The organism is Mesorhizobium sp. WSM4810, assembly GCF_055811235.1.
This window is the reverse complement of the sequence record NZ_JBVVQV010000032.1, coordinates 14,175-39,867: the sequence shown is the minus strand read 5'-3', so window position 1 is coordinate 39,867 and position 25,693 is coordinate 14,175. Positions and strand designations below refer to the sequence as shown.

The following is a 25,693-nucleotide window of genomic DNA, read 5'->3' as shown; positions in this document are numbered from 1 at the left end:
TTTTTGTCAATCAATCAACCGGCACCGGCATCAGCTTCGGGTCCGGCTTCTCGGCGTGATGCGGCAGGTCCTTGCTGGCGATGAAGGTGTAGAACATCGGCACCACGAACAGGGTGAACATGGTTCCCACCAGAATGCCGGTGAAGATCACCAGGCCCATCGAATAGCGCGCTGCGGCGCCAGCGCCGCTGGAAATGATCAGCGGCACCACGCCGAGCGCCATCGCCGCCGTCGTCATCAGGATCGGTCTTAGCCGCACCCTGGCCGAGGCGACGATCGCATCGCGCCGCCGCATCCCGTGGAGCTCGCGCTGCTGGTTGGCGAATTCGACCAGAAGAATGCCGTGTTTGGTGATCAGGCCGATCAGCGTGATCAGCCCGACCTGCGTGTAGATGTTGAGCGTTCCCAGCCCCAGATTGAGCGGCACGATTGCGCCGAAGATCGACAGCGGCACCGACATCATGATGATTAACGGATCGCGGAAGCTTTCGAACTGCGCCGCCAGCACCAGATAGATGACGAGAACAGCTGCCGCGAAGGCGATGATGATCGTGTAGCCCTGTTCCTTCTCCTGTCGCGACTGGCCGGTATAATCGATGAAGAACGTGTCGGGCAGGCTTTCTCTGGCGATGTCCTCGATGGTCCTCAGCCCGTCGCCGGTGGTCAGCGTGGGCAATGGCAGAGCGGAAATCGTCGCGGAGTTCAACTGGTTGAACTGCTCGATCACGGCCGGCGAGGCGTTGGTCGAGATCTTCACCACCGCCGAGAGCGGCACCATCTCGCCCGACGCGCTGCGGACGAAATACTCGGCCAGCTTTTCAGGGTTGTCGCGGAAGTTCTGCGGCACCTGCGGAATGATGTCGTAGCTGTTGGACTCGCGGTCGAATTGCGCCACCTCGGCGCCACCGACCAAAAGGGTCAGCGTCCGGCCGATGTCGGCGATCGGCAGGTTGAGCGCCGCGGCGCGGTCGCGGTCGATCGTCACCGTCACTTGCGGCGCATCGAAGGACATCGAATTCTGCACGGCGAGGAAGCGACCGGAGGCCTGCGCCTTGTTCTTGATGTCCTCGGCCGCCTCGAACACCTGGGAGGCATCGCCGGTCGAGCGCACCACCATGGTGACCGGCAGGCCGCCGCCGGAGCCGGGCAGCGTCGGTGGGGCGAAGACGAAAGCCTCGACGCCCGCCACCTTGGTAAGGCGGGCGGTGATGTCTTCCTGAAGCTCCTTCGAGCTGCGCTCGCGCTCGGCCCAGTCCTTGAATGCGAAGCCGACGAAGGCGCTGTTCGTCGGGCCCTGAAAGGCGACGGCGGAGAACCGCGCCCTGGTTTCGGGAATATCATTCATCAGCCCGAGAATCTGGTTCACATAGGTCTCGGTGTAGTCCGACGTCGCGTAGCGCGGCGCGTTCACAAGAGACAGCAAGAAGCCCTGGTCTTCTTCCGGCGCCAGTTCGCCGGCGGTCTTGGTGAACATGAAGCCGGTAGTGGCGACCAGTGCGATGACGATCATCAGCGTCACCGGACGATATTTTAGCGAGCCGCTGACCAGCCGCTCATAGACGTTTTCGACGCGCCTGAACGTGTTGTCGACAATGCGCTGGAAGCGGCTGTGCGAGCCGGCCCGCAGGATGCGTGCCGACATCATCGGCGTGACGGTGAGGGCGACGACGCCCGAAAGCACCACTGAGCCGGCAAGCGTCACCGCGAATTCGCGAAACAGTGCGCCGGTCAGGCCGCCGGTGAAGGCCAGCGGCGCGAACACGGCGGCCAGCGTTATCGTCATGGCGATGACGGCGGACGAGATCTCCCGCATGCCGTTGAAGGCCGCCTGCATCGGCGACAAACCGTCTTCCTCCATGTGGCGGTGGATGTTTTCCACCACCACGATGGCATCGTCGACGACGAGGCCGATCGCCAGCACCATGGCCAGCAACGACAAGAGATTGATCGAATAGCCCAGCGTAAACAACAGGAAGCAGACGCCGATCAGCGACAGCGGAATGGTCACGATCGGCATCAGCACCGAGCGGAACGAGCCGAGGAAGAGCAGGATGACGACGATGACGATGGCGACCGCTTCGCCGATGGTCTTGAACACCTCCTCGATCGAAGCGCTGATCTGCTCGGTCGAATCGTACACGATCTGGATCGTCATGCCTTGCGGCAGCGTCTCCTGGATCGTCGGCACGATTTCGTGGATCGCCTCCGCTGTCGTCAGCGGATTGGCGGCCGGCGTCGGGAAGATGGCGAGAAAGATGCCGGGCTTGCCGTTGAAAGTAACCCTGGTGTCGGTGTTCGCCGCGGCGAGCTCGACGCGCGCCACGTCGCGCAGCCTCACCACATTGCCGTCTGTGGAACGAAGCGGAAGAGCGGCGAAAGCCTCCGGCGTCTGCAGCGTCGAGCGGACGGTGATCGAGGAGGCGACGTACTCGTTTTCGGTATTGCCGGGTGCTGAGAGGAAATTCGATGCGTTGATGGCGGTCAGCACGTCCGACGCCGTCACGCCGCGCGCCGCCAGTTTGATCGGGTCGATCCAGACGCGCATCGAATATTCGGCGGCCCCGAAAATCTGCACGTCGGCGACACCCTCGACCGTCGACATGCGCGGCCGCACGACGCGCTCGATATATTCGGTGAGCTGTTCCGGCGTCATGTTCGGATTCTGCATCGAGATATACATCATCGCGAACTGCTCGCCGGTGCCCTTGACGATCACCGGGTCTTCGGACTCGTCCGGCAGGTCGCCGCGCACGCTTTGTACCTTCGACAAGACTTCGTTCAGCGCGACGTCGGGGTTGGACCCGAGTTTCATCTGCACCGTCACGGTGCTTGAGGACGGCCGGCTCGCCGACGTGACGTAATCGATGTTTTCGGTCGAGGCGACGGCACGGGCGATCGGCGCGGAAATGAACCCCTGGATCAGGTCGGCGCTGGCGCCGGGATAGGCTGTGGTGATCGTGATGGCCGTTTCTTCGACCTCCGGATACTGCCGGATCGAGAGGCTGAAGATGCCCTGGAAACCCAGAAGCAGGATCATCAAGGCGAGCACGGTCGAAAGGACCGGACGGCGAATGAAGATGTCGGAGAAGCTCATTTCTGGGCTGCCTGCTGGTTTGCCGGCTTGGTCGGATCGATGGTGTTGTCGACGGCAACGGACATGCCGTTGGAAAGGCGGTTCTGGCCGGCGGTAACGACTTCGTCGCCGGGCGCGATGCCATCCAGGATCTCAACCAGGCCGGCATTACGGCGGCCTGGCTTGACGAACACCTGGGCAAGCACGAGCTGCGGCTTCTGTTCTTCCGCCGTCGGTTCGGCCGGCGCAGCAGCCGATTGTTCCTCGGGTTTTGCCGCGGGCGCTTCAGTCGCGGGCTTCGCACTATCCGTGGTCGGCTTTTCTTCCGCGTTGGCCGCGGCGGCAGGGGCGGCGCCATTGGCTGCCGCTGGCTTCGCTGGACGCACCACAAAGACGAAGTCACCGTAGAGGCTGGAGGTCAGCGCGGTCTGCGGCACCGTCAGCACGTTGTTTTCCTCGGGCAGTTCGACGCGCACCTGCACGAACTGGCCAGGGGTCAGCTTGCCTTCGGGGTTGGCGACCTCGGCCCTGACCGTCACCAGCCGGCTGGTCGGATCGATCTTCGGGTCGATACCGCGGATGGTGCCGGCGAACGGCAGCTCGCCGTCACCAATGCCCAGCCGCACCGTCTGGCCGATCTTCAGCAGCGGAAGCTGCTGTTCGGGAACCGAGAAATCGGCCCGCATCGTCTCCAGATCCTGCAGGGTCGCTACGGAAGTGCCGGGTGAGAGATACTGGCCGAGGTCGATCCTGGGGATACCGACGGTGCCGCCGAAGGGCGCTGTCAGCAGCTTCTGCTTGAGCACCGCCTGCAGCCTGTTGACCCGCGAAGCGGAAGCCAATGCGGCTGCCCGCGCCGTATCGAGCGTCGATTCCGAGCCGACATCGCGTTTCTGCAATTCAAGGGCGCGTGTCAACGCCGTCTGGTCGAGCGCTGCTTGCGCCTTCGTCGCATCGAGATCGGCGCGTTCGGCGGCATCGTCGAGCTGAAGGAGACTCGCGTTGGCTTCAACCTTCTGATTGGCGTGAAAAAGGATGTCCTTGACGATGCCGGCGGTTTCGACGGTCAGGTCGACGCCGCGGACCGCGCTGACAGTGCCGATCGCCTCGACGCCCGGCGTCCACTCCGTCGGCTTGACGATTGTCGTCGACACGGTCGCGGCCGGCGGTTTCATCGTGGCGAAGAATTGCTGCATTGCATTGTCGCGGAACAAATTGAAGCCGACGATGCCGCCGCAGACCAGCACGAGCAGAATGAAGGCAATGATAAAACGCTTGATCACGAACAGTCCCCTTGGCCATGGCCCGGCACAACAGTCGGATGACCCAAACACATATCTGTGACTGGTCCCGATATCAAATGACGGCGACCTTACTGTACCGTCTGGACGGTCTTGTCAATTCCGCGTAGGCTAATGTATGGGGGAACGATTGATGAAAGCCCGCAGAGCAAATTCGCGTGATAAAATTCTCGCCGCCGCCGCTGATGTGGCACGCGAGACAGGGCCCGGCAGCCTGTCGCTGGACGCCGTCGCCAGCCGGGCCGGGGTGTCGAAAGGCGGCTTGCTGTACAATTTCCCGACCAAGGCGAAACTGATGCAGGCGCTGGTTGAGGATTATCTGCGCGCCTTCGAGCAGGCGCTGGACGCCGCCCGCACTGCCGGCGTCAGCGGCGAGAGCCCGCTTGCGACCTACATCAAGCTTTCGGCCGAACATGCCGCGGAATCGAAACCGTCAGCTTCCTGGATATTTTCGGCGATCGCCGAGGACCCCGATTTCCTGACGCCGATAAAAGCGTTCAGGCGGCAGGTTTTCGAGCGGCTCAAGGGAGAGACGCCGGACCTCAAGGCGCTGTTGGTCTGCTACCTCGCCATCGAAGGACTTCGCAGCATGAATCTCTTCGATTCGGACGTCCTCTCACGGGACGAACGTCGGTTGCTGGTATCGTCCTTGCTGGAGATCGCGGGGTAGATTGCCGCGCAGTGCCGCAGGATAAACCTATTGTGACAGGTCATATGGTTGAGCTTGGTCCGGCCAGGGTGAGGGAACTTTTGTCCGGCTGGCGATTTTGGATGTATGGTGAGAAGCCGAACGGCCAGAAAGGCATTCCCCGATGACAACAAAACGTTTTGCGATCCGCGCTCTCGTTTTCGCAATCGGGTGCAGCATGTCTGTCGCGGCCTTGGCTGGAGATCGCGATGATCGGCCTGACCGTGATCGCTACGTCCCCGCCGAAGGCAACATCATCGACATTCTGTTCGGCGGCCCGCGCTACTATGATCGGCAGTTGTTCACGACAGCCGCAGGAGCCTGCTCCTACCACAGGGTCGGACCCGACGCGAATGCCTTGAACAAGATCAACGATCACCATTGCGGGAAGTAGGCGGCAGGCTGCGCGCCCGCCAAGCTCAGTCGGGCGATGCAGCGGCGCAGAATGAAGACTGCAGCGATCCTTGGCGGCCCCCTCTGTCCTGCCGGCATCTCAAGGGTTTTGCACCATGGCGCATTCGGCCACTGGTCAAGTAGATACGCCCGGTTCGCCTTCCCACAGGATCAGGCTGGCCGCGCCGATCAGTCCTGCGCGGTCGCCAAGCTGCGCCGGCACGATCGGTACATCCCTGTAGGCCGGCATCGCCCGCTGCTCGACGGTCGCCCTGATGGTTGGAGCCAACAGGTCGAAGCCATTGGCGAGGCCGCCGCCCATGACGATCAGGTCCGGCGAATAGAGGTGAAGCAGGTTGGTGAAGCCGATGCCGAGCCACTTCGCCTCCGCCTCGATCAATTCGAGCGCGCTGATATCGCCGGCACGTGCGGCTTCGACGACCTGCCTGGCCGAAACGTCGCCGTCAGCCGAAAGGCGCCTAAGCAGGGAGCCGTCGCCCGGCGCGGTCAGCGCCGTGGCACGCCGCCCGAGCGCGGTACCGGAGGCGACCGCCTCGAAACAGCCGACGGCGCCGCAGAAGCAGCGGTCGCCCTCGCCGGTGATGGTCATGTGGCCGATCTCGGCGGCAAGCCCGCGCCGGCCGTGATAGATGTGGCCGTCGGCGACGACCCCGCCGCCGATGCCGGTCGACACGGTGACGAACACCAGGCAGTCGCTGCCTCGGCCGGCGCCGAAGCGCCATTCGCCAAGGGCGGCCGCGTTAGCGTCGTTTTCCAGCCGCACCGGCAGGCCGAAATGCTTGCCAAGAATGTCGATCAACGGCACGTCGTGCCAGCCGGCCAGCGTCGGCGGCGCGATCACGATACCGGCCTTGGGATCGAGCGGTCCCGGCGCGCCGATGCCGATCCCGGCGACATCCGCCTGTGGGCGCTGTCTCAGAAGAGCCCCGGCCAGTGCGATGATCTGGCCGATCACCGCATCCGATCCCGCGATCGCCATCGTCGGCGCCGAGACCTGCGCGACAACGCCGCCGTCGCTCTCGACCAGCGCGCCGCGCAGCTCCGTTCCGCCGACATCGAAGGCGAGGGCCAGTCTTGTCATCAGACGGCGACCTTCAGCCCATGCAGCCAGCGAATGCGCTGCGCGAGGTCGGGGTCGCCGAACGCCAGCGATCCGAGCACCACCGTCTCGGCGCCAGAGGCGCGCAGGCGGGGCACCGTCTCGTGGCGGATGCCGCCGTCGGCAGCCAGGATGATGTCGGTTTCGCGACCGGCTTTTCTCATCAGTGCGCGCGCTTCGATCAAACGTGGGCAGGCCTGCTCGGAAAGGCTCTGGCCCTTGACGCCGATGGATGTGCCGAGAAGCGTCACAAACGCCACTTGCGACAGAAAAGGCGTGACCGCGGCCACCGGCGTTTCCAGCCTGAGCACCACGCCGGCCTCGGCGCCGAGCGCATGCGCCAGCCGCACGGCGCGCAGGCCGGCTTCGCCGTTTTCGGCGTGGACACTGACCAGGTCGGCGCCCGCCTCGATGAACTGACGCGTCTGCTCCTCGACGATCTCGGCTTCGACCATCAGGTGCACATGGATCGGTTTTGCCGTCAGCCCGGCGATCCGCGCTACCAGATCCGGGAAGAACAGGAAGCCGGGAGTGAAGCGGGCGTCCGCGACATCGATGTGGTGTAGGTCAACATGATGTTCTATGCGCTTCAGGTCGCGCTCCATATTGGCAAGGTCGGCCGACCACAGCGAAAACTCGCCGAGCAGCCGGTTGCGCGGCAGGGCGGCGATGGCAGCGGGGCCGGACAGGAATTTGGTCGTCATGACGGAACGAGGCTCCGGAAGTTCGAGTAGGTCTGAAGGAAGGTCGTGATCTCAGCCTGCAGCTCGGCGAAATGCCTGACGCTGTCGAGCGCCTTGGGATGGATTTCGGCAAAGGTCGCGCCGGGAATGGCTGCGGCGAGCATATGGGCGGCCGAGAGCGGATGCACCGCATCCATGGCATTGCCGATGACGAGCGTGGGGATGCCAAGGGCAGCGGCGTCACTCGCTGAAACTCCCGGGCCGTCGGCGGCAATGTCGGCGAGGACCTGCGCGAACGGCGCGGCGTCCGGCCGGTCGAGATACCCGAACAGCGAGGCAAGGTTGTCGGGCGCGTCGCGCTGCAGGCGCGCGGCGGTTTCCGATTGCGCGAAGATCGCCCTCGCCTTGTCGGGGCCGTGGTCCAGGATAAGCCTGGCAACCTCGGCGATCGGCCGCAGGTTCACCGGCGCGTCGTCGAAAATCCAGGCCGGCCGCACCAGGAGAAGACCCGCGACGCGGTCCGGATGACGGCAGGCCAGGCGCATGGCGATCGCCGCGCCCATGGAAATGCCGCCGGCGACGAAACGATCGAGGCCGGCCTGATCGGCGGCGGCAACAACATCGTCCGCGAACATCTCCAGGGAAAACGGCCGGCGGCTGCCCAGTCCGGACGCGCCGTGCCCGCGGCATTCCAGCGTGATGCGCCGCAAGCCCGGCCCGGAAGGGAAGGCCTGGGCGACCTGCGCGTCGCCCCCGCCCAGCCCATGCTGAAAGATGACCGCAATGCCGTCGCCACTATCGGAAATCCGAAGCTTGGCGTCATCGCGAAGCAGCGTGGCCAGGCGCGCCATCACACCAGCCCTTTGAGGAAGCGGGCAACGCCGGGGGCCTCTTCGGCCGAGAGGCCATGCGTGACCAGCGCCCCGTCAAAGCCCGATGCTTTCAGCCTGGCGACGAAATCCGCAAAGTCGACGACACCCCGGCCGGCCGTCGTGAAGCGGCCGTCAGCGAAACGGTCCTTGGCATGCGCCATGGCGACGTGGCCCGCAGTGCGTTCGACGGCGGCGGCGACGATGGCGCGTGCTTCGGCCGAGCTCGCCTGCTCGAACAGGTTGGCCGGATCGAGCACGATGCGCAGCCGTGTCGACCCCATCTCGGCGATGAGGCGCATCGCGTCCGACGCCGAGGTGACGATGTTGGCCTGTTCGGGCTCGATGCCGAGATCGACGCCGTGGCGCTCCGCGAGCTGCAACGCCTTTTCCATCTCGCTCGCCATGTCGTCCCATGCCGAGGGCTCGGTATTGTCGCGATGATATGCCCACTGATCGTCCGCGTTGCGCGTTCCCGTGCACAAGGTGACCAGCGGAACGGAAAGGTCTGCCGCGGTCTTGATGACCACGCCAAGCCGACGCAGGCCGTCGTCGCGCACAGCTTTGGCGGGATGGGCCATGTTGTAGGTTCCCGAGAGCGCTGCAAGGACGACACCGCAAGCATTCGATGCGGCCGCGATGGCATCAATGGCGTCTTTTTGCACCGCATCCGGCATCGACGGCAGCCCGGCGCAGGCAAGGTTGAACTGGGTGACGGCAAATCCCGCGTCGCGGACCGCTGCCAGCACGCCAGCCGGCTCGCTGCCGGGGAAGGTCTTGGCGAACACCCCGATCTGCATCAGACCGCTCCCGTTACGGAAGCGATCTCGACGCGATCACCGGTTTCGACCGAACGGGCGATCGCCACCATGGCGCGGATCGAGGCAAGTCCGTCCTCGACGTTGGCGCCGCGCATCGGCTTGCCGTCAAGGATTGTCTCGGCGAGGCCTTCGAGCTGGCGCCTGAAGAAATGCCCGTCGGCGCCGAGCGGCCTTCGCGACGTTGCATCCTTCTCGTGAAAGATATCGACCTCACTCGCCCGGAAATACCAGGGATTGAAGGTCTTCGCGATCACCGAGCCGTGTTCGCCATAGAGCTGAAAACCCTCGTGCCAGTCCATGCGGACAGCCACGGTGAGGTCGAGATGGCCAAGCGCGCCATTGGCGAACTCGGTTTCGACGAACCAGCAATAGGCGCCGAAACGTTGGTTGAGGCGGGCGCGCACGGCAACGATCTCGCCGCACAGGAAGCGCGCGGTGTCGACGAGGTGCGAGCCGTGCGCGAGCATGAAATACTGTCTGAGATCAGCCTTCGGATTGCCGCCCGGCTTGCGCGCCAGCTTGCTGGTGACCGGCAACGGCTGGACCGCGTCGGTGTTGGTGTAGCGGTGCGTGGAATCGCAATACCAGGCTTTTAGCGCCAGGATCTCGCCGATCTCATCGCGGACGAAATCGCGCGCCGCTTCCAGTGCCGGGTCGAAGCGCTTCATATGGCCGACCTGCAGCACCGTGCCGGAGCGCCGGACCGCATTGGCGAGCATCTCGCCTTCCTCGACCGAGACGCCGATTGGCTTTTCACACAGCACGTGCTTGCCGGCCTTGAGCGCCTTGATCGACATCGGCACGTGATAGGCGTCGGAGGTCGCCACGATCACCGCTTCCAGTTGCGGGTCGGCCAGCATCTCATCGTAATCGCCATAGACTTTTTCGGGTTCATAGGTCGCGGCCATGCGCGCCAGAAGATCGGGGGCGGCATCGCAGATCGCATAGAGATCTGCGTTGCCGGCCTTCACGCAGGATTCGAGATGCGCGAATTGCGCGATCGGCCCGCAGCCGAGCACGCCGACACGAAGGCGACGGTCTTGCTTCCGGATCATGGTCTCTTCCTCACGCGCCGTAGCCGCGCATCGTCTGGCGGTTGGTCTTGACCGCGGCGGCCGGATCGCCGGCGGCGGTCTCGGATTCCTCTTCCAGCACCAGCCAGCCGTTGAAACGAGGTGCGGCGCTGGCGATATCGATCACCGCTTGGGTGTCGCAGACGCCCTTGCCGAGCATAGCCCAGGTGCCGCTGGCGTCGACGTCTTTCAGATGCACGTAGCGGATGCGGTCGCGGTAGGTGGTAAGCGTATCGATCATGTCTTGATGGCCGCGCAAGATGTGTCCGGTGTCGGGCACCCAGCCGACAAGCGCGGGATCGATCAGTGCGAAGATCCAGTCGTAGTCGGCACGGTCGAACAGCAGCGTGTTGTGGTGGGAGCTGGGATGGACAGCGATTTCGACGCCCGCCTTGCGTCCAAATTCGCCGGCCTTGTTGTAGAACTCGGCAGCAATAGGGAACTTGTCGTCGCGCGGGCCGTCGGACACGACGGTGGCCGAGCCCATCGAGACCAGCGCGCCTGGAAAGACAGCGGCAAAATCGATCCAGCGTTTCGCTGTCTCGAGGTCGGCGCCGATGCTCTCCTTCAGCGTAAAGCCGCTCTTCGAGCCGAAGGCGAAAGAAACAAGGGTGAGGCCGGCCGATCTCAGCGCCGTGGCGAATTCCGCCGGCCTGTCGGCATAGCGGCCGATCATCGTGTCGGTGATCTCGATGCCGGCATAGCCGCCATCGGCGATCACCTTAAGCAGATCGTCGGGACCACCGGTAAAACGCTCTCCGAGCATTTCCCAGGTGAAGGTCTGGCAACCGACTTTCAGGTCTTTCATGCTTTCATTCCTTGATGCCGCACTGCGTCAGCCCTTTGTTGATGTGGCGCTGGATGAACAGCACGAGCACGATTCAGCGGCGCTATGAAGACGCCCGAGGCCGCGGCGATATCGCCTGCCAGCAGAGAAGGTCCAATCCATCGATTTCGACGCGCGGCCTTCCCCATCGGTTCTCCGTGGGAGGGACATCCTACTTGACCGAGCCCGCGGTCATGCCGGCGAGGAAGAACCTCTGGGCAACGAGGTAGATGAGCAAGAGCGGTAGCGAGCCCAGCACGCTCATCGCCATCATCTGGTTCCATTCGAAGGCGTGCTGCCCCATCAAAAGTTGGATGCCGATCGGGACGGTGCGCATGGACGTTGACTTCGTCAGCGTCAGCGCAAAGAGAAATTCGTTCCAGCACAACAGGAAGGTGTAGACCGACGTCGCCACGATACCAGGCAGTGAAATCGGGACGATCACCCGCCAGAGTGCGGTCCAGCTGGTGCCGCCGTCGACAGCCACCGCTTCATCGAGATCGCGGGGCAAGGTGTTCAGATATCCCGTCATCAGCAGGATCGCGTAGGGCAGCGTAAACACCAGGTAAGTCAGGATCAGTGCGACGTAGGTGTCGAAGATGCCAAACGAGACGACAAGCCCGAAGAAGGGGATCAAAAGCGTGATCGGCGGAATCGTCTGCGTGCTGATTATGAGTGTGTTGAGGCTGCCCTTTCCGCGGAAATTGAAACGGCTGAACCCATAAGCCGCCAGCAAGGCGATCAGGACCGTCAGCACGGTCACCGCTCCGGCCACGAAGTAGCTGTTGAAGAAGAAGCGCAGCTTTACCGGGTCGCCAAGGATGGCCGCATACGCTTCCAGCGTGAAGGCCTTCGGCAGGACGGTTGGTGGCAGGGCAAAGATTTCGGTATTCGACTTGAACGAGCTGCTCAGCATCCAGTAGATCGGGAAGGCCGCGAAAAAGAGCCCTGCGGCAAGCGCGACATGGAGCGCGACGGTGATCAGTCTGTCTTTCGGTGTGTGCCTTTTCCTCATGGTGACTACCGAGCCTTTTGATAGCGGATGTAGAACAGCGTCAGGCCGAGAGAGATCAGCAGGATGACCACGGCGCTCGCCGACGCCTGCGACAGGTTGTAGCTCGAAAACGCCAGCTTGTACGTGTAGGTGCTGAGGACCTCGGTCGAGTAGATCGGACCGCCGCCCGTCGTTATCCAGATCAATGGAAAGACCTGCATGGTCCAGATGAAGTCGAGCAGCGAGATGCTGATGATGATCGGCATCAGCTGCGGGATGGTGATGAAGATCAGCTTCTGGTAGGCCTTCGCCCCGTCGATATCGGCGGCCTCGTAGAAATCCTTGGGAATGCCCTGCAAGCCTGCGAGCAAGCTGACCATGAAAAGCGGGTAGCCCGCCCAGATATTGGCGAAGGTGACGGCGTGCAGCGCGGTCGCCGTCGAGGAAAACCACTCGACCTTGGAACCGATGATGCCCATCTGCATGAGAACGCTGTTCACGACACCGTTCGGCTCGAGCAGGAGGCGCCAGATCACGGCGATAATCACCGCGGTGAACAGCCAAGGCAGTATGTAGAGCACGCGCAGAATGTTGCGCAGCGTCGGATTGATGCGGTCGCTGTTCAGCATGAGTGCGAAGACCATGCCGATGGTCATATGGAAGATGACACTCATGCAGGTGAAGTAGAGCGTGTGCCACAGCGAGGCCCAGAACACCGGATCGGCAAAGATCGCGTGGTAGTGTTTCAGTCCGGCAAAGGATGGGTCGCGACGCAGCACCGCGCTGTTCTGGAACGAATAGCCAATCACCGTCACCATCGGCAGTAGCATCAGAAGGCCGATGATGAGGAGCGAGGGTGACAGATACAGATAGGGTGCGACCGCTCGTTTCAGTCGATGGTGGGAGCGCTTCTGCCGAGTCATGTGCCACCCTTGGGATGTGCCTTCAAGAGGAAGGTGCGCTTCGGAAAGAGGTCCATCTCAAATTGCCGATCCGTTGTTGACGGGTGGCCTGCCCTAAGTCAGGCTACCCGGTGGAAGATAGCAACGGGGAACAGGTCGCTCAGAATTTCGCCATCCAACCCTTTTGAGCGTTGGCTGCGGCTTCTTCCGGAGACTGCTCGCCGGCGAGCATCTTCTGGGCTTCCACGTCGAACTGGGTCATCAGGTCTTCAGCCACCGGCAGACCCGTGAACTCGTTGGCGAGATAGCCGGTCTTGAAGATTTCGAAAGCCTTGGCGAAAGCCTTGTCCGAGGTCACGAAATCGGGCTTGGCATTGACGTTGCCCGGGAAGGCGTTTGCAAGCGTCACGAGCTTGGCGTTCACCTTTTCACTCATCAGATATTGGACGAGCTTCCAGGCTTCCTCCTGATGTTTTGAGGCCGCAGAGATGCCGATGCCCCAGGAGGCGTAGGGAAGGCCGCGCTTGCCGTTGTAATTCTCCACGACTGGGACGGGGATGAGGTCGAAGTTCAGCTTGGGATTGCGTTTGCGAATGAGGTTCACATGCGCGAGCGAGTCGATCATCATTCCGACCCGATCGTTCACGAATTCCTCGACCTTTTCCTGCTCGGTCTTGGTGGCAATGCCGGGCGAAATGACGCCGGCGTCGTTCAGCGATTTGACGAAGGTGAGCATATCGACGACCGGCTTGCCCTCGAGAGCCGGCTTGCCGTCAGCCATCATCGATTGACCCGAGGCCCAGACCCACGACATCAGGTCGTTCTGGACACCGGACGGCGTTTGCAGCGACAAGGGCAGCACCCAGCCATACTGGTTCTTGTCGGCATGGGTCATCTTCTTGGCGGCTTCGAGAAACTCCGCGCGGGTCGACGGCAGCTTGGTCACGCCTGCCTGGGCGGCGAGATCCATGTTCACGAAGACCGGATAGACGAACGAAGCCACGGGAAACATCACCGCCTTGCCGTCCACCTTGATGATATCCGCGACCTGGGTCTGGTCGAACTCGCTCGCATCCATCATCGGGTTCATGTCGGCCAGCGCATTCTGCGCGTTCAGATTGTTCACCCAGGCGCCGTCGAGACCGACGACGTCGCTAAGCGTTCCAGTTGCAGCACCAACCGAGATCTGGTCTCGCGTGGTCGCATAGGGGCCGCTGACCAGCGTCACCTTGATTCCGGGGTTTGCAGCTTCGAAGTCATTCATGATTGCCCTGAGCGAGCCGGCCGGCAATTCGGGCTCCCACCATTGGGTGAATTCCAGCGTCGTGTCCGCCATGGCGCCGGTTGCGCCAAGCAACCATGCGGCCGCGGCTATTTTCAGCATCGCGGGTTGTATCCGAAACATCATTTTCTCCTCCTTCTTTAAGATCGACCGCACAATGCGGACGATCGTCTGCTCTACTCAGAAGCCTTCTTGCGTTTCGCAGGCGCCTCGCTCTCCCCTGCGGTCTGCCGCAGATATTCAGATCGCCAGATGCGTCTCGGGATCGAAGAAATGGAACTTGGCATCATCCAGGGCCAACCGGATTTCCGAGCCGGAGTGGACGGCGCTGATCGGCTCGAATCTCGCCACCGCGTTCGATGCCAGGCCAAAATCGTCCACCGCGTCCGGATCGCCGGAGTCCACCCGGACCGCGTCGATGTTCAGATGGACAATATGTTCGGATCCGAGTTCTTCGATCGAGGTCACCTTGGCCGGTATCGTCTGATACTTGCGACCGGATTCGAGGCTGCTGTCATAAAGATCCTCCGGTCGTATGCCGAACACGACCTTGCGTCCCGCAAACGACCTCAAACCCGGCCTGCGCACGAAGGCTGCCTCCTGCAGCCGGATGGCGAAGGTGCCGGACATCAGTTCGTCGCCCGTCAGGGTCGCCTCGAAAAGGTTCATCGAAGGAGAGCCGATGAAGCCGGCAACGAAGGCGTTCACCGGCGATTCATAGAGCCTCTTGGGTGTATCGACCTGCTGCAGCACGCCGCCTTTCAACACCGCGACCCTGTCCCCCATCGTCATCGCTTCGATTTGATCGTGGGTCACGTATATGGTCGTTACGCCGAGCTGCTTTTGCAGACTGGTGATTTCGGCGCGCATTTGCACGCGCAGTTTCGCGTCCAGATTGGAAAGGGGTTCGTCCATGAGAAAGGCGGCCGGCTCGCGCACCATGGCGCGGCCCATGGCAACCCGTTGACGCTGTCCGCCTGAAAGGTTCGCGGGTTTGCTGTCCAGCAAAGACGTCAGCTGAAGGGTTTTGGCGATCTCGTCCACGCGCTTCTTGCGCTGGGCCTTCGGCTTGCCTGCCAGCCGCATCGAAAAGGCGATGTTTTCGAACACCGTCATATGCGGGTAGAGCGCGTAGCTTTGGAAGACCATCGCGATGTCGCGGTCCTTGGGCGGCATGTCGACGACGTCGACTCCGCCGATCCGAAGGCTGCCGCTGGTGATGTCCTCCAATCCCGCGATCATTCGCAACGCGGTGGATTTGCCGCAGCCGGACGGCCCGACGAGAATCAAGAACTCGCCGTCCTCGACCGATAGGTTCAATTGGTCGATTGCGCGAAAATTGTTACCGTAGGTTTTGCAGATATTCTCAAGAATGACTTCTGCCATATTCCTCCCTCCGCAAGTATAAGCCGCTGATTTTTATAACCCTCCTCGGAGCATGTTCACCTGCGAAATATTTCATCGTATAGTTTCTAGCTATGTTCCAGTATTGACATGCGTTTTTTTCAGTTCGACTGCTGACGGCGCGTTCGTCGATGCCAGGAGTTCCGTAACCTGGTCGTCGGTCGGAAGCGCCTCGCGCCCGCCACGGCCCGTTATCGAAAGGGCTGCCGCCGCGGCCGCGAATGCCACCCGGCCTGCGGTGCCGGCTCCGCGCGTCAACGCATGGGCATAGGCGCCATGAAAGCAGTCACCCGCACCGGTCGAGTCGACGACCACAATCCTGTGCGGTGGCAGGTGCCAGAGACCTGTCTCTTCACGCCCGCGATAGTACACGCCCCTGCCACCGTCGGTCAGAACCACTGCGGACCGCGACGGCAACCACAATGCATCGAGCATCTCGGCGGGCGATCGGCACCCCGTGGCAGTCCGCGCAAAGCCGAGTGGAAGAATGAGATGGTCGCAGAGCGCGATCAGCCGCTCCGTGGCTGGGCCGCTGCTCCATTCGATATCGCCGAGGATCGCAAGGCCGAGATCGCGAGCCCGAGCCACGACATCCAGGGACCGGATCGCGTAGCTATCGACGATCAGGACGGTCGCGCGGCTGAGGATATCGTCCGGAAAATCCGGAGCGGTGCCCAGCATCGCATCGTCGTCATACGCGATGAACCGTTCCCCGTCCGAGCCGACGGTGATCCGCGAGCGCACCGGGCGCGCGTCGGGGTGGCGCGGCGCGAATGCGGTTTCAACACCGCTCGCAACGAGATCGCGCAGCACGGCGTCGTCCGCGGCACTGCCCAGCCATCCGGCGAACCCGGCGGTTCCGCCGAGTCGCACGACGGCGGCCAGCGCCGTCGCAACATTTCCCCCGAAAGCGCGGGCACTTTGCAGAACCTTCCCCTTGCCCGCCGACAACGGCTGATCGACGTAGACGATGTCGTCAATCGCAATAGCGCCGAAGCCGAGGATCGCGGGGACGGTGGGCATCGTTCAGGCACCCGCCTTCGCCAGGGCGTCTTGCGCCGAAAGGCCGTCATGGATGACGCCCCGAAAGGCAAGCGCTGCCTTCTCCGGATCGCCATGCCCCCAAAGATTGCGGCCTACCACGGCGCCGCGTGCGCCGGCACGGATGGCGTCCGCCGTCTGCTGAAGCGCGCCGAGCAGCGTATCGGTCTTTGGACCGCCCGCGATCACAACCGGCACCGGGCAGGTCCGGACGGTCTCTCGGAACGACTCGAAATCGCCCGTGTAGCCGATCTTGATCACGTCGACGCCGGACTCGTAGCCGATGCGCGCCGCATAGGCGATCTCGTCGGGGGTGAAGACGATTTTTGCTCCGTCGGTGAAATCGCGAGGGTAGATATGCGCCACCACAGGCATGCCGTAGCGGGCCGCTGCATTTACCGAATCGGTCAGCCAGCGTATGTATTTGCCCTCGGTCGCGCCGCGTACCGGAATGGCCACGGCCAACGCATCGGCCCCCGCGCGCACCGCATCCTCGGGCGTTGCGATCAACTCGCTGATGCGATCGTCCGGAGTGAAGCAGCCCGCCTGAATCACCAGGGAAGCTTTGCCCGCATATTGCGGCCACAGATGGCGCGCGGTGCCAGGCTGGATGCTGACGTAGTCGGGTTTGCCCACCATGACGCGTGCGAGCGCACCCGGCAGGTCGGCAAGGCCGCCTTTGCGCACGTCGCCATAGCCGACGAAGTGGTCGACCGCGCCGCCAAAAAGTTTCCCCGATGGATGCGAGAAGAGGCGCGCAAGACGCACCTTGGTTCCTAGGCTCATGAGTCAAAATTCCCCAATCGTTTGATTTCAAAATCCTGGACCCAGTGTTTCCGAAAGAAACAAGAAATACAATCTTTCGAAAGCTTTCGAATTTGCATATTTTTGGTAAGCTGAGCCGAGGCCAGAGCGGTTGCTTGGCGCAGGGAAGGGCAGGGCAATGTTGTCGGAGCAGAGACGCCAATCGATCCTGGGTGAGGTGCAGCGCAGCGGACAGGTGCGCACGAAGGACCTGTCAGACGGGTTTGGCGTGTCGGAGGTCACGGTGCGTTCCGACCTCGAGATACTTGACCGCAAGGGACTACTGACCAAGACCCGTGGAGGGGCGGTGACCCGGACCACCGATTCGACTACGGCCGCGTTCGCCCGGCGGATGCAAACGAACCTCGACGCAAAGAAGCGCATCGCCCGGGCGGCGCTAGACCTGTTCGAGGACAACCAATCGGTCATCTTCGACGGCGGCTCGACATTGATGCAGGTTGCCATGCAGTTACCGCCGCTCAGCAATGTCGTGGTCGCGGCCACGGCCATGAATATCGTGCAGCATCTTATGCATCGTCCCGGGCTCGACGTTCATATGATCGGCGGCCGGGTCTATCCCGACACGGTGAGCACGCTGATCACCGATGCCGATACGGCTCTCGGCGGCTTGGTAGCGCATCAGGTCTTTGTTGGAGCGCATGCGATAGACTCGTCACTGGATGTGGTCGACGTGAACGAAGACATGGCGCGAACGAAGCGAAACCTCGTTCGCATGGCCCGGCGCGTTGTCCTCCTCGCCGATTCGAGCAAATGGGGCGTCAGCGGGACCTCCAAGGCATTTTCGCTGTCGGCCGTCGATGTGGTGATCACCGACGATGGCCTGCCCGGTCCAATACGCAGCCAGCTTGAGATGACCGGGGCCAAGGTGATCTATGCCTGAACCCAACTCTGTCCCTGACCGCGACGGAAAGATCCAATGCGCGCATGACCCACGGGATTCGCATCGGCTGTTGGCCGTCAGTCATGTTCTCCTCCTCAAGGCTGGCGCCTCCAATGTTGCGCCATCATTTTCGCATGTTCTATAATAATTTTACGCGCGTCAACATTTAAAATGCTGTAAAGCGGCTTTCGAATGTGATCCGTTGCTGGTGCAATAATTCAACCAGAGCGTTGCGACGTCGGGAGGTAGAGTGGAAAATGCCAGGAAAATCAGGAGCTAAGCTCGGCATCGGCGTTGTCGGGTGCGGCAATATCTCGATGACCTATTTGCGCAATGCGGCCCTGTTCGGCGAGGTCGAGCTACGCGCCTGCGCCGACATATCGCCCGATTTGGCGGCCCTGCGCGCCAGCGAATACGGCATCCGGGCGGTCAGCGTCGATGCGCTTCTGGCCGACCCGGAGATCGACCTCGTCCTCAACCTGACCATCCCGGTCGCGCATTTCGACGTTTCGCTTTCAGCGCTTACGGCGGGCAAGCACGTCTTCACCGAAAAGCCGCTGGCGACCTCGGCCAAGGACGGCAGGCGGCTTGTCGCCGAGGCGGCGGAGCGCGGGCTGCTGCTGGGCTCGGCCCCGGACACCTTCCTTGGCGCCGCCGGACGGCGGGCACGCCGCCTCATGGACGAGGGTGCGATCGGCCGGCCGGTGACCGGCACCGCTTTCATGATGGGGCGCGGCATGGAGCACTGGCATCCCAATCCGCAATTCTATTATCAGCCCGGCGGCGGACCGGTCTTCGACATGGGTCCCTACTACCTGACGATGCTGGTCAATTTGCTCGGGCCGGTGGCCCGCGTGATGGCGATGGCGACGCGGGGCCAGGAGGAGCGGCTGATCACCGCCGAAGGCCCCTACCGGAACACCAGCTTCAAGGTCGGCACACCGACCAACATCCTGTCGCTGCTGGAGTTCCGCTCAGGCGCCACCGTCACCTTCGGCGCCTCGTGGGATGTCTTCAGGCACTCCAACCACCCGATCGAGCTGCATGGGACGGAAGGCTCGCTCAGGCTGCCCGATCCGGATACGTTCGGCGGCACCGTCTCGCTGTCGGAACGAGGGGCCGACTGGGCCGACTTCCACAGTGAGAGCGAATTCTATGGCGCGCGCAATTGGCCCTTCGCCGCGCCCGACCGCGCGAATTACCGCATGCTCGGCGTTGCCGATCTTTCGCGCGCGCTGACAACAGGAAGAAAGCCGCGGGCGTCCGGCGACCTTGCGCTTCATGTGCTGGAAATCATGGAGGCGATCCTCGCTTCGGGTGAGAGCCGCGAGTCCGTTGCCGTCAACGCAACGGTCGATCAGCCGCCGCGCTTCCAGGACGCCGAAGCGGCGAGCCTGCTCGCCTGATATCGGAGGGCTTACGATGACGACATTGCTTTCACCCTTGCTCGATCCGGAGGCCCGGCATGTGCTCGACCTTGACCGGCAGGCGGCCGCCCCGCCATTCGAAGCCGGCACGCCTGAAGAGGCGCGCCGCGCCTATGAGGAGGGCGTTCCGGCACTCCAGGGCGAGCGCGAGCCGGTCGGCTCATTGACCGAGCGCACCATCACCGGACCCGGCGGCCCGTTGACGCTCAGAATCTATCGCGGACAGGGCGCGGTCGGAGCCGCTGCCCCGGCGCTGCTCTATCTGCATGGCGGCGGCTGGGTGATCGGCAATCTCGAGTCGCATGACGAGATCTGCCGCTGGCTTGCGAATATGGCGGCCTGCGTCGTCGTCTCTCCCGACTACCGGCTGGCGCCGGAACACAAATTTCCGGCGGCCATCGAAGATTGCCGCGCCGTACTTTCCTTCATGCAGGACGGCGCGGGCGATCTCGGCATTGACGCCGAACGGATCGCTGTCGCCGGCGACAGCGCCGGCGGCAATCTCGCTACCGTCCTTTGCCTGCTTGCGCGCGGCGACAAGAAGCCGCCGGGGGCGCAGCTGCTGTTCTATCCGAACACGGACGCCTCGCAGGCGGCGGACAGCTATCGCCGCTTTGCCGACGGTTATGGCCTGACTTTGGCGACCATGGCCTGGTTCCGCGACCACTATATCAACCATGCTGGCGATATTGATGACTGGCGCGTGTCGCCGCTCAAGGCCGCAAGCCTTGCCGGCGCAGCGCCGGCTTTTGTCGCTATCGCCGGCCATGATATCCTTGCCGACGAAGCCGAGGCCTATGCGAAGCGTCTGGAAGATGACGAGGTGCCCGTCGTCCTGCGGCGCTGGCCCGGCCAGATCCACGGCTTCGTTTCGATGGGCCGCCATGGTCCGGCGGCGCGGCAAGCGGTCGGCGCGGCAGTTGCCGCATGGCGCGGCTTCGATCCTGTGTTTGGAAACGCTCAGGCCGACTGACGCATGACCAGCGTCGCGTCGAGACTGACCTTGCGTGCAACTGTCGCGTCGTCCTCATCCAGCAAGGCCAGCAGCGTCTCGACGCTGCGTCCGGCCATCGAAGCGAAGTCCTGCGCCATGGTGGTGAGGGCAGGGCAGGTGTAGCGGCTCAGCGGATGGTCGTCATGGGCTGCGACCCGCAGGTCGCAATCGCCCTTGCGGCCGACCTTGCGGCCTTGCGAGTAGGCGGCTGCCATCACGCCGAAGGCGAGACGGTCGTTGGCGCACAGAATGGTCTTGCCCGGCAGACCGCCACGCGCGAGCATCGCTTCCATCTGCTGGTAGCCGATCCGTTCGAAATCCCAAGTGTAGTCATAAGGGGTGCCGATGAGCACCGGCTCATGCCCGAGCCGCTGCATGGCGCCGACATAGCTGTTCAGGCGCTCGCGCGAATTGTGGTTGACGTGCGGGATGTCGAAATAGACCGGGGCGTCACCGGAGCGGCAGAGATAATCGACGATGGTCGAGACGCTCTGGCTGTTGTTGTTGCCGACGAACGGCGTGTCGCCCTCGAGATAAGTGTCGAAATAGACGATCGGTATGGTCTGTGTCAGCTTCTCCAGCGTGCGCTCGTCGGAGCGCAGGCCGAGCGGCGCGATCAGCGCGCCGGAAACTTTTAGCGAAAGAATGGTTCGCGTCGCTTCCACTTCGAGCTCGCGCGAGCCGTGCGAGGAGATCACGATCGGCCAGTAGCCTTCGTCGCGCAGGCTGAGTTCGATGCGGCTGACCATTTCCGAATAGAAGGGATCGGCGAGCGTCGGCACGACAATGCCGATGCTGCGGGTCCGCTTGCGGTTGAGGTTGCGTGCAAACAGATTGGGCTGGTAGTCGGACGAGCGCAGCGCCACTTCGATCCGCTGACGTGTCGCCGGCTTGACGCTGGTCGGATCGTCGAAATATTTCGACAGTGTCGGCCTGGAGACGCCGCAAGAGCGAGCAAAATCCTCCATCGTCTTGTGCGTCATCGACATCAAAGCCCTCGAATGCAAGGCGAAACTTTACAGTAAAATTGTATAGTTTCCATGCGTAAATTTATTAATTGACGCGAAAAAGCACAAGCCGTATTCACTTGCAGTAGGGCGAATTTGAGGGATTCCGCGAGATGAAGAAGCTGGTCGGTGCCGGCGAGATTCTGGTCGAGATCATGGCCGAGCGGATCGGCCAGAGCTTTCTCGAGCCTGGTCCGCTGCTTGGACCCTACCCGTCAGGCGCGCCCGCGATCTTCATCGGCCAGGCGGCGGCGCTCGGCCAGCCGGCCGGTCTCATCGGCGCCGTCGGCGACGACGATTTCGGCAGGCTGAACATCGATCGGCTGCGGGCACTGGGCGCCGACGTGTCGGCGATCGCGGTTCACACGGGCCATGCGACGGGCACGGCCTTCGTCACCTACCGGGCCGACGCCAGCCGGCATTTCGTCTTCAACATCCGCAACAGCGCCGCCGGCCTGATCGAGACAAACGCGGCGGCGACAAAGCTGCTCGCCGGTGCCGATCATGTTCATGTCATGGGCTCGTCGCTGTTTTCCGACCGCGCCATCGCGGTGGCGCTATCGGCGATCGAGACGGTCAAGGCCAGAGGTGGAACCGTGTCCTTCGATCCGAACATCCGCCGCGAGATAGTGCAGGCATCCGGCATGCGCGAAGCACTCGACCAAGTGCTGGCGCGAACCGACATCTTCCTGCCGAGCGGCGAGGAGCTCTTCCTGTTTTCATCCGCCAGGGACGAGAAGGGCGAAGTCGACGAACTGCTGGCCCGCGGCCTGTCCTGCATCGTCCTGAAGAAGGGCGCCGCCGGCGCCGTCTATCATGATCATAACGGTGCGGTCGCCTCGTCAGGCTTTGCCGTCGACGAGGTCGATCCGACCGGCGCGGGCGACTGCTTCGGTGCTGCTTTCGTCTCGTTCTGGCTGCGCGGGGCGGCTCCTGCCGACGCGCTGCGGATCGCCAATGCCTGCGGTGCGCTTGCCGTCACCCGCAAGGGGCCGATGGAAGGCATTTTCCCGCTTGAAGCGGTCGAGGCCTTCATCGCCACGGGGAACACGCAGTGAGTGGCGCGACGCGAAGGTTTGCGAACATTGCGGCCCGGCGCGCCGCAGGCGAGAGAAGCGGCATCGCCTCGGTCTGCTCGGCGCATCCGCTGGTCATCGAGGCTGCCCTGCGCCATGGTGCGGCGCGGCGCGCGGATGTGCTGATCGAGGCCACCTGCAACCAGGTCAACCACGACGGCGGCTACACCGGGATGACACCTGCGGGGTTCCGCAGCTTCGTCGAGGCGCAAGCGCACAAAGTCGGCTTCCCCGTCGATCGCCTGATCCTCGGCGGCGATCATCTCGGGCCGAATCCCTGGAAGCACATGGCTGCCGCCGCCGCGATGAAGAAGGCTGCGGCGATGATCGATGCCTATGCGAGCGCCGGCTTCACCAAGATGCATCTGGATACGAGCATGGCCTGCGCCGACGATCCAGCCGTGCTTGCTGATGAAACGATCGCCGCGCGTGCGGCCGAACTTGCTGAAATCGCCGAGGCGGCGGTCGAGCGGGCAGGCGGCGAAAAACCGGTCTACGTCGTCGGCACCGAAGTGCCGGTGCCGGGCGGGGCGCTGGAGGCGCTGGACCACCTGCATGTGACGGCGCCCGGGGATGCCTTGCGCACCGTAGAAATCCACGCCCGAGCGTTTTCCCGCGTCGGCCTCGAAGCCGCTTTTGGCCGTGCGGTCGGTGTCGTCGTCCAGCCCGGCGTCGAGTTCGGCAACACCGAGATCGTGCCCTATGCACCGGCCAAGGCGACTGAACTGGTGGCTGTGCTCGACCGTATGCCGCAATTGGTTTTTGAGGCGCATTCGACCGACTACCAGCCGGCCGAAGCGCTCAATGCTCTCGTTCGCGACGGTTTTGCCATCCTCAAGGTCGGCCCCTGGCTGACCTTCGCGCTTCGCGAAGCGCTGTATGGGCTCAGCCATATCGCCGACATCCTGGCGCCGGACTTTTCGCGCGAAAGCCTGCCTGCCGCGATGGAACGCATCATGCTGGCGTCGCCGGACAATTGGCAGCAATACTATCCGGGCACGCCGGACGAGCAGCGCATGCAGCGGCATTTCTCGTTCAGCGACCGCATTCGCTATTATTGGCCGACGCCGGAGGCGCAGCGCGCAACACGGACGCTGCTGGACGTATTGGGCGAGAAGGATATACCCCGGCCGCTGATCAGCCAGTATCTGGGGCAACTCGGCGCCGAGGTTGCCGTACGCCGGGTCAAGCCCCTCGCTCACGAAATTCTGATCGGCAGCATCACCCGTGTCCTCGATATCTACGCGGACGCGACGGGACAGTAGGGATTGCGCTGCCAGAAAGACGGCAGCCGCCCAAATCCGCCTCATATATTCGTCCGATGTCGACGCCGTTTCGAAAAGGTGGTCGCCGGAATTTACAACTAACATGTTAGTGTGGTAGTACTGATTGCACGCCGACATCTGGAGAAAATAGTGGTCTTGCGCTTTGGTCTTTCGGTTGCTCTCGCCACGCCTTTCGATGCGTCCGGGCAAATCGCCATCCTTCCCATGGTCACGCAGGCCCGGGCTTGCCTTGGCGCCGGCTGCAGCAGCGCCACGCTGTTCGGCACCACCGGGGAAGGCGCTTCCGTGGGCACGGCAGAGCGGCGGATTGTTACCGAGGCCATGCTGGCCGCCGGCATTCCGGCGCATCGGCTCGTTGCCGGCGTGCTGGTCGATGCAGCCGAAGACGCCGCCGAACAGGCGCGGCATGCCTTGCAGTGCGGCGTCCGCAACATCCTGCTGGCTCCGCCGAGTTACTTCAAGAATGTCGGCGAGGACGGGCTGTTCGGATGGTTTTCTGCCGTCTTCGCTGCGCTCGGGCCGCTGGCTCGCGGCATCCTCCTCTACAACATCCCCTCTGTCACCATGGTGCCGCTCCCGCTTACCCTGATCGGTCGGCTGTGTGCGGCCTTCCCCGGCGTGATCGCCGGTGTCAAGGATTCGGGTGGCGACTGGAGTTACAGCGAGGCGCTGCTAAGAGCCCATGGCGACATGGTGATCCTGATCGGCGACGAGCGGCACCTGGCCAGAAGCGTGCGTCAGGGCGGGCAGGGCGCCATTTCCGGCATGGCCAATTTCGTAACCGGCGAAATCCGCGCCATGGCCGAGGATGGGCGCGACGATGCCCGTGTCGAGAGCTTCGTGCTCGAATTGCTTAGATATTCGGTCATCCCGGCGGTGAAGGTCATGGTGGCGCGCAAAACCGGCGACGAGCGCTGGCTGGCGGTCCGTCCGCCGCTGGAGCCGATCGGTTCGCAGGGGCGGCAACAGCTTGCTGCCGCCTATGACAGGCTGTTTGCGACAGAGCCGGCCTGACCGGCAAAGGGAAGCGCGCTGAAATGGACGACAGCAGCGAACCGGCAACCCTCAGGGAAAGAGCTTATGCCAGCTTCACGCGGCATTTGCTGGCCCGCGATCTGCGGCCGGGACAGTTCGTGTCGCAGCGCGAACTGGTTGCCTTTACCGGGCTGCCGCTTGGCGCCATCCGCGAGATCGTGCCGCGTCTCGAGGCCGAAGGGCTTTTGACGACCATCCCGCAGCGCGGCATGCAGATCGCCCATATCGACATCAACCTGATCCGCGAGGCCTTCCAGTTTCGCCTGTTCATGGAGCGTGAGGCGGTGGCGCTGTTCACCGTCAACGCCTCCGACGCCGTGCTTGCCCGCCTGCGGCGCGAACATGAGGACATGCTGGCTCAAGCCTTGTCGCAGACGCCCACGCCGGAAATGGAAGCCAAGGCCCAGAACATCGATTGGGCCATGCACGACACCTTCATCGATGCGCTGGGCAACGAGATCATCGCCAAGGCGTATCTGGTCAATTCGGTAAAGATCAGGCTGATCCACCAGGAGCGTTTCCGCATCGATGGGCGCGTCGTGCCGGTAATGCAGGAGCACCTGACGGTGATCGAAGCGCTCGAGAGCCGCGATCCGCAAAAGGCGGTCGAGGCGATCAGCCGGCATATCGACAATGCGCGCCGGTTGGCGCTCCAGATCTGAGGACATATGGTTCGCGGCTGCCGCGACACTA

Annotated in this window: 24 protein-coding genes; 9 read left to right on the top strand and 15 right to left on the bottom strand. The window is 63.1% G+C overall.

Going from position 1 to position 25,693, the window contains the following annotated elements; genetic code table 11:
• Positions 1-10: 10 nt before the first annotated feature.
• A complete protein-coding gene (locus AC0L3O_RS30605) occupies positions 11-3,094 on the bottom strand; it encodes an efflux RND transporter permease subunit (RefSeq protein WP_473617465.1) in 3,084 nt (1,027 codons plus the stop codon).
• On the bottom strand, positions 3,091-4,356 hold the full coding sequence (locus tag AC0L3O_RS30600; RefSeq protein ID WP_441338799.1) for an efflux RND transporter periplasmic adaptor subunit: 1,266 nt from the start codon (positions 4,354-4,356) through the stop codon (positions 3,091-3,093). Before AC0L3O_RS30600 ends, AC0L3O_RS30605 begins: the two co-directional genes overlap by 4 nt.
• A gap of 151 nt (positions 4,357-4,507) precedes the next feature.
• On the opposite strand from AC0L3O_RS30600, the gene AC0L3O_RS30595 reads away from it, so the two are divergent.
• Both AC0L3O_RS30595 and AC0L3O_RS30590 read left to right on the top strand, forming a co-directional pair.
• Positions 4,508-5,044, top strand: coding sequence for a TetR/AcrR family transcriptional regulator (locus AC0L3O_RS30595; protein WP_473617464.1), 537 nt, complete (start codon positions 4,508-4,510; stop codon positions 5,042-5,044).
• 196 nt (positions 5,045-5,240) lie between these two features.
• Entirely contained in the window at positions 5,241-5,456 is a 216-nt protein-coding gene (locus tag AC0L3O_RS30590) for a hypothetical protein (protein WP_306454928.1), read from the top strand.
• Positions 5,457-5,591: 135 nt separating this feature from the next.
• Here the strand turns inward: AC0L3O_RS30590 and AC0L3O_RS30585 are convergent, their stop codons facing one another.
• From AC0L3O_RS30585 to AC0L3O_RS30530, 12 genes are all read right to left on the bottom strand, one after another.
• Entirely contained in the window at positions 5,592-6,557 is a 966-nt protein-coding gene (locus tag AC0L3O_RS30585; RefSeq protein ID WP_473617463.1) for an ROK family protein, read from the bottom strand.
• Positions 6,557-7,279, bottom strand: coding sequence for a ribulose-phosphate 3-epimerase (locus AC0L3O_RS30580; protein ID WP_128246044.1), 723 nt, complete (start codon positions 7,277-7,279; stop codon positions 6,557-6,559). Before AC0L3O_RS30580 ends, AC0L3O_RS30585 begins: the two co-directional genes overlap by 1 nt.
• Positions 7,276-8,109, bottom strand: coding sequence for an alpha/beta fold hydrolase (locus AC0L3O_RS30575; protein WP_473617461.1), 834 nt, complete (start codon positions 8,107-8,109; stop codon positions 7,276-7,278). Before AC0L3O_RS30575 ends, AC0L3O_RS30580 begins: the two co-directional genes overlap by 4 nt.
• On the bottom strand, positions 8,109-8,927 hold the full coding sequence (locus tag AC0L3O_RS30570) for a sugar phosphate isomerase/epimerase family protein (protein WP_473617460.1): 819 nt from the start codon (positions 8,925-8,927) through the stop codon (positions 8,109-8,111). The genes AC0L3O_RS30575 and AC0L3O_RS30570 overlap by 1 nt, the downstream gene beginning before the upstream one ends.
• Positions 8,927-10,003 (bottom strand): Gfo/Idh/MocA family protein, encoded by a 1,077-nt coding sequence (locus tag AC0L3O_RS30565; RefSeq protein ID WP_473617459.1) that lies wholly within the window; start codon positions 10,001-10,003, stop codon positions 8,927-8,929. The genes AC0L3O_RS30570 and AC0L3O_RS30565 overlap by 1 nt, the downstream gene beginning before the upstream one ends.
• 10 nt (positions 10,004-10,013) lie before the next feature.
• The gene (locus AC0L3O_RS30560) at positions 10,014-10,829 is read right to left on the bottom strand and encodes a sugar phosphate isomerase/epimerase family protein (RefSeq protein ID WP_128168765.1); all 816 of its coding nucleotides are present in this window, start codon (positions 10,827-10,829) and stop codon (positions 10,014-10,016) included.
• Between the two features lie 190 nt (positions 10,830-11,019).
• Complete coding sequence (locus tag AC0L3O_RS30555; RefSeq protein WP_128168764.1) at positions 11,020-11,862, bottom strand: carbohydrate ABC transporter permease; 843 nt, start codon at positions 11,860-11,862, stop codon at positions 11,020-11,022.
• A 5-nt stretch (positions 11,863-11,867) separates the two neighbouring features.
• On the bottom strand, positions 11,868-12,764 hold the full coding sequence (locus AC0L3O_RS30550) for a carbohydrate ABC transporter permease (protein WP_027153440.1): 897 nt from the start codon (positions 12,762-12,764) through the stop codon (positions 11,868-11,870).
• Positions 12,765-12,903: 139 nt separating this feature from the next.
• Positions 12,904-14,151 carry an ABC transporter substrate-binding protein gene (locus AC0L3O_RS30545; protein ID WP_023797146.1) on the bottom strand — a complete coding sequence of 416 codons (1,248 nt, stop codon included), beginning with the start codon at positions 14,149-14,151 and terminating at the stop codon, positions 12,904-12,906.
• A gap of 114 nt (positions 14,152-14,265) precedes the next feature.
• Complete coding sequence (locus AC0L3O_RS30540) at positions 14,266-15,411, bottom strand: ABC transporter ATP-binding protein (RefSeq protein WP_473617457.1); 1,146 nt, start codon at positions 15,409-15,411, stop codon at positions 14,266-14,268.
• A 90-nt stretch (positions 15,412-15,501) separates the two neighbouring features.
• Positions 15,502-16,452 carry a PfkB family carbohydrate kinase gene (locus AC0L3O_RS30535; protein WP_023797148.1) on the bottom strand — a complete coding sequence of 317 codons (951 nt, stop codon included), beginning with the start codon at positions 16,450-16,452 and terminating at the stop codon, positions 15,502-15,504.
• Positions 16,453-16,455: 3 nt separating this feature from the next.
• Positions 16,456-17,256, bottom strand: coding sequence for a beta/alpha barrel domain-containing protein (locus tag AC0L3O_RS30530; RefSeq protein ID WP_023797149.1), 801 nt, complete (start codon positions 17,254-17,256; stop codon positions 16,456-16,458).
• Between the two features lie 157 nt (positions 17,257-17,413).
• Between AC0L3O_RS30530 and AC0L3O_RS30525 the strand changes: the two genes are divergently transcribed.
• From AC0L3O_RS30525 to AC0L3O_RS30515, 3 genes are all read left to right on the top strand, one after another.
• Positions 17,414-18,175, top strand: a complete 762-nt coding sequence (locus tag AC0L3O_RS30525) for a DeoR/GlpR family DNA-binding transcription regulator (RefSeq protein WP_023797150.1) — start codon at positions 17,414-17,416, stop codon at positions 18,173-18,175.
• A 257-nt stretch (positions 18,176-18,432) separates the two neighbouring features.
• Positions 18,433-19,581, top strand: coding sequence for a Gfo/Idh/MocA family protein (locus AC0L3O_RS30520; RefSeq protein ID WP_473532536.1), 1,149 nt, complete (start codon positions 18,433-18,435; stop codon positions 19,579-19,581).
• A gap of 16 nt (positions 19,582-19,597) precedes the next feature.
• Positions 19,598-20,575, top strand: coding sequence for an alpha/beta hydrolase (locus AC0L3O_RS30515; protein WP_473532535.1), 978 nt, complete (start codon positions 19,598-19,600; stop codon positions 20,573-20,575).
• Here AC0L3O_RS30515 and AC0L3O_RS30510 read toward each other — a convergent pair.
• Positions 20,563-21,585, bottom strand: coding sequence for a LacI family DNA-binding transcriptional regulator (locus tag AC0L3O_RS30510; protein WP_473617456.1), 1,023 nt, complete (start codon positions 21,583-21,585; stop codon positions 20,563-20,565). The two genes, AC0L3O_RS30515 and AC0L3O_RS30510, sit on opposite strands and share 13 nt — an antisense overlap.
• 131 nt (positions 21,586-21,716) lie before the next feature.
• On the opposite strand from AC0L3O_RS30510, the gene AC0L3O_RS30505 reads away from it, so the two are divergent.
• From AC0L3O_RS30505 to AC0L3O_RS30490, 4 genes are all read left to right on the top strand, one after another.
• Positions 21,717-22,661 (top strand): sugar kinase, encoded by a 945-nt coding sequence (locus AC0L3O_RS30505; RefSeq protein WP_473617454.1) that lies wholly within the window; start codon positions 21,717-21,719, stop codon positions 22,659-22,661.
• Positions 22,658-23,944 (top strand): D-tagatose-bisphosphate aldolase, class II, non-catalytic subunit, encoded by a 1,287-nt coding sequence (locus AC0L3O_RS30500; RefSeq protein ID WP_473617453.1) that lies wholly within the window; start codon positions 22,658-22,660, stop codon positions 23,942-23,944. The genes AC0L3O_RS30505 and AC0L3O_RS30500 overlap by 4 nt, the downstream gene beginning before the upstream one ends.
• A gap of 150 nt (positions 23,945-24,094) precedes the next feature.
• Positions 24,095-24,979, top strand: coding sequence for a dihydrodipicolinate synthase family protein (locus tag AC0L3O_RS30495; RefSeq protein WP_473617451.1), 885 nt, complete (start codon positions 24,095-24,097; stop codon positions 24,977-24,979).
• A gap of 23 nt (positions 24,980-25,002) precedes the next feature.
• Positions 25,003-25,662 carry a GntR family transcriptional regulator gene (locus tag AC0L3O_RS30490; RefSeq protein ID WP_023797157.1) on the top strand — a complete coding sequence of 220 codons (660 nt, stop codon included), beginning with the start codon at positions 25,003-25,005 and terminating at the stop codon, positions 25,660-25,662.
• Positions 25,663-25,693: the final 31 nt, after the last annotated feature.

Bases quoted from the DNA above. Each gene is read 5' to 3' on its own strand.
- AC0L3O_RS30605 (WP_473617465.1), bottom strand. From the start codon at position 3,094: ATGAGCTTCTCCGACATCTTCATTCGCCGTCCGGTCCTTTCGACCGTG.
- AC0L3O_RS30595 (WP_473617464.1), top strand. From the start codon at position 4,508: ATGAAAGCCCGCAGAGCAAATTCGCGTGATAAAATTCTCGCCGCCGCC.
- AC0L3O_RS30590 (WP_306454928.1), top strand. From the start codon at position 5,241: ATGTCTGTCGCGGCCTTGGCTGGAGATCGCGATGATCGGCCTGACCGT.
- AC0L3O_RS30585 (WP_473617463.1), bottom strand. From the start codon at position 6,557: ATGACAAGACTGGCCCTCGCCTTCGATGTCGGCGGAACGGAGCTGCGC.
- AC0L3O_RS30580 (WP_128246044.1), bottom strand. From the start codon at position 7,279: ATGACGACCAAATTCCTGTCCGGCCCCGCTGCCATCGCCGCCCTGCCG.
- AC0L3O_RS30575 (WP_473617461.1), bottom strand. From the start codon at position 8,109: ATGGCGCGCCTGGCCACGCTGCTTCGCGATGACGCCAAGCTTCGGATT.
- AC0L3O_RS30570 (WP_473617460.1), bottom strand. From the start codon at position 8,927: ATGCAGATCGGGGTGTTCGCCAAGACCTTCCCCGGCAGCGAGCCGGCT.
- AC0L3O_RS30565 (WP_473617459.1), bottom strand. From the start codon at position 10,003: ATGATCCGGAAGCAAGACCGTCGCCTTCGTGTCGGCGTGCTCGGCTGC.
- AC0L3O_RS30560 (WP_128168765.1), bottom strand. From the start codon at position 10,829: ATGAAAGACCTGAAAGTCGGTTGCCAGACCTTCACCTGGGAAATGCTC.
- AC0L3O_RS30555 (WP_128168764.1), bottom strand. From the start codon at position 11,862: ATGAGGAAAAGGCACACACCGAAAGACAGACTGATCACCGTCGCGCTC.
- AC0L3O_RS30550 (WP_027153440.1), bottom strand. From the start codon at position 12,764: ATGACTCGGCAGAAGCGCTCCCACCATCGACTGAAACGAGCGGTCGCA.
- AC0L3O_RS30545 (WP_023797146.1), bottom strand. From the start codon at position 14,151: ATGATGTTTCGGATACAACCCGCGATGCTGAAAATAGCCGCGGCCGCA.
- AC0L3O_RS30540 (WP_473617457.1), bottom strand. From the start codon at position 15,411: ATGGCAGAAGTCATTCTTGAGAATATCTGCAAAACCTACGGTAACAAT.
- AC0L3O_RS30535 (WP_023797148.1), bottom strand. From the start codon at position 16,452: ATGCCCACCGTCCCCGCGATCCTCGGCTTCGGCGCTATTGCGATTGAC.
- AC0L3O_RS30530 (WP_023797149.1), bottom strand. From the start codon at position 17,256: ATGAGCCTAGGAACCAAGGTGCGTCTTGCGCGCCTCTTCTCGCATCCA.
- AC0L3O_RS30525 (WP_023797150.1), top strand. From the start codon at position 17,414: ATGTTGTCGGAGCAGAGACGCCAATCGATCCTGGGTGAGGTGCAGCGC.
- AC0L3O_RS30520 (WP_473532536.1), top strand. From the start codon at position 18,433: ATGCCAGGAAAATCAGGAGCTAAGCTCGGCATCGGCGTTGTCGGGTGC.
- AC0L3O_RS30515 (WP_473532535.1), top strand. From the start codon at position 19,598: ATGACGACATTGCTTTCACCCTTGCTCGATCCGGAGGCCCGGCATGTG.
- AC0L3O_RS30510 (WP_473617456.1), bottom strand. From the start codon at position 21,585: ATGTCGATGACGCACAAGACGATGGAGGATTTTGCTCGCTCTTGCGGC.
- AC0L3O_RS30505 (WP_473617454.1), top strand. From the start codon at position 21,717: ATGAAGAAGCTGGTCGGTGCCGGCGAGATTCTGGTCGAGATCATGGCC.
- AC0L3O_RS30490 (WP_023797157.1), top strand. From the start codon at position 25,003: ATGGACGACAGCAGCGAACCGGCAACCCTCAGGGAAAGAGCTTATGCC.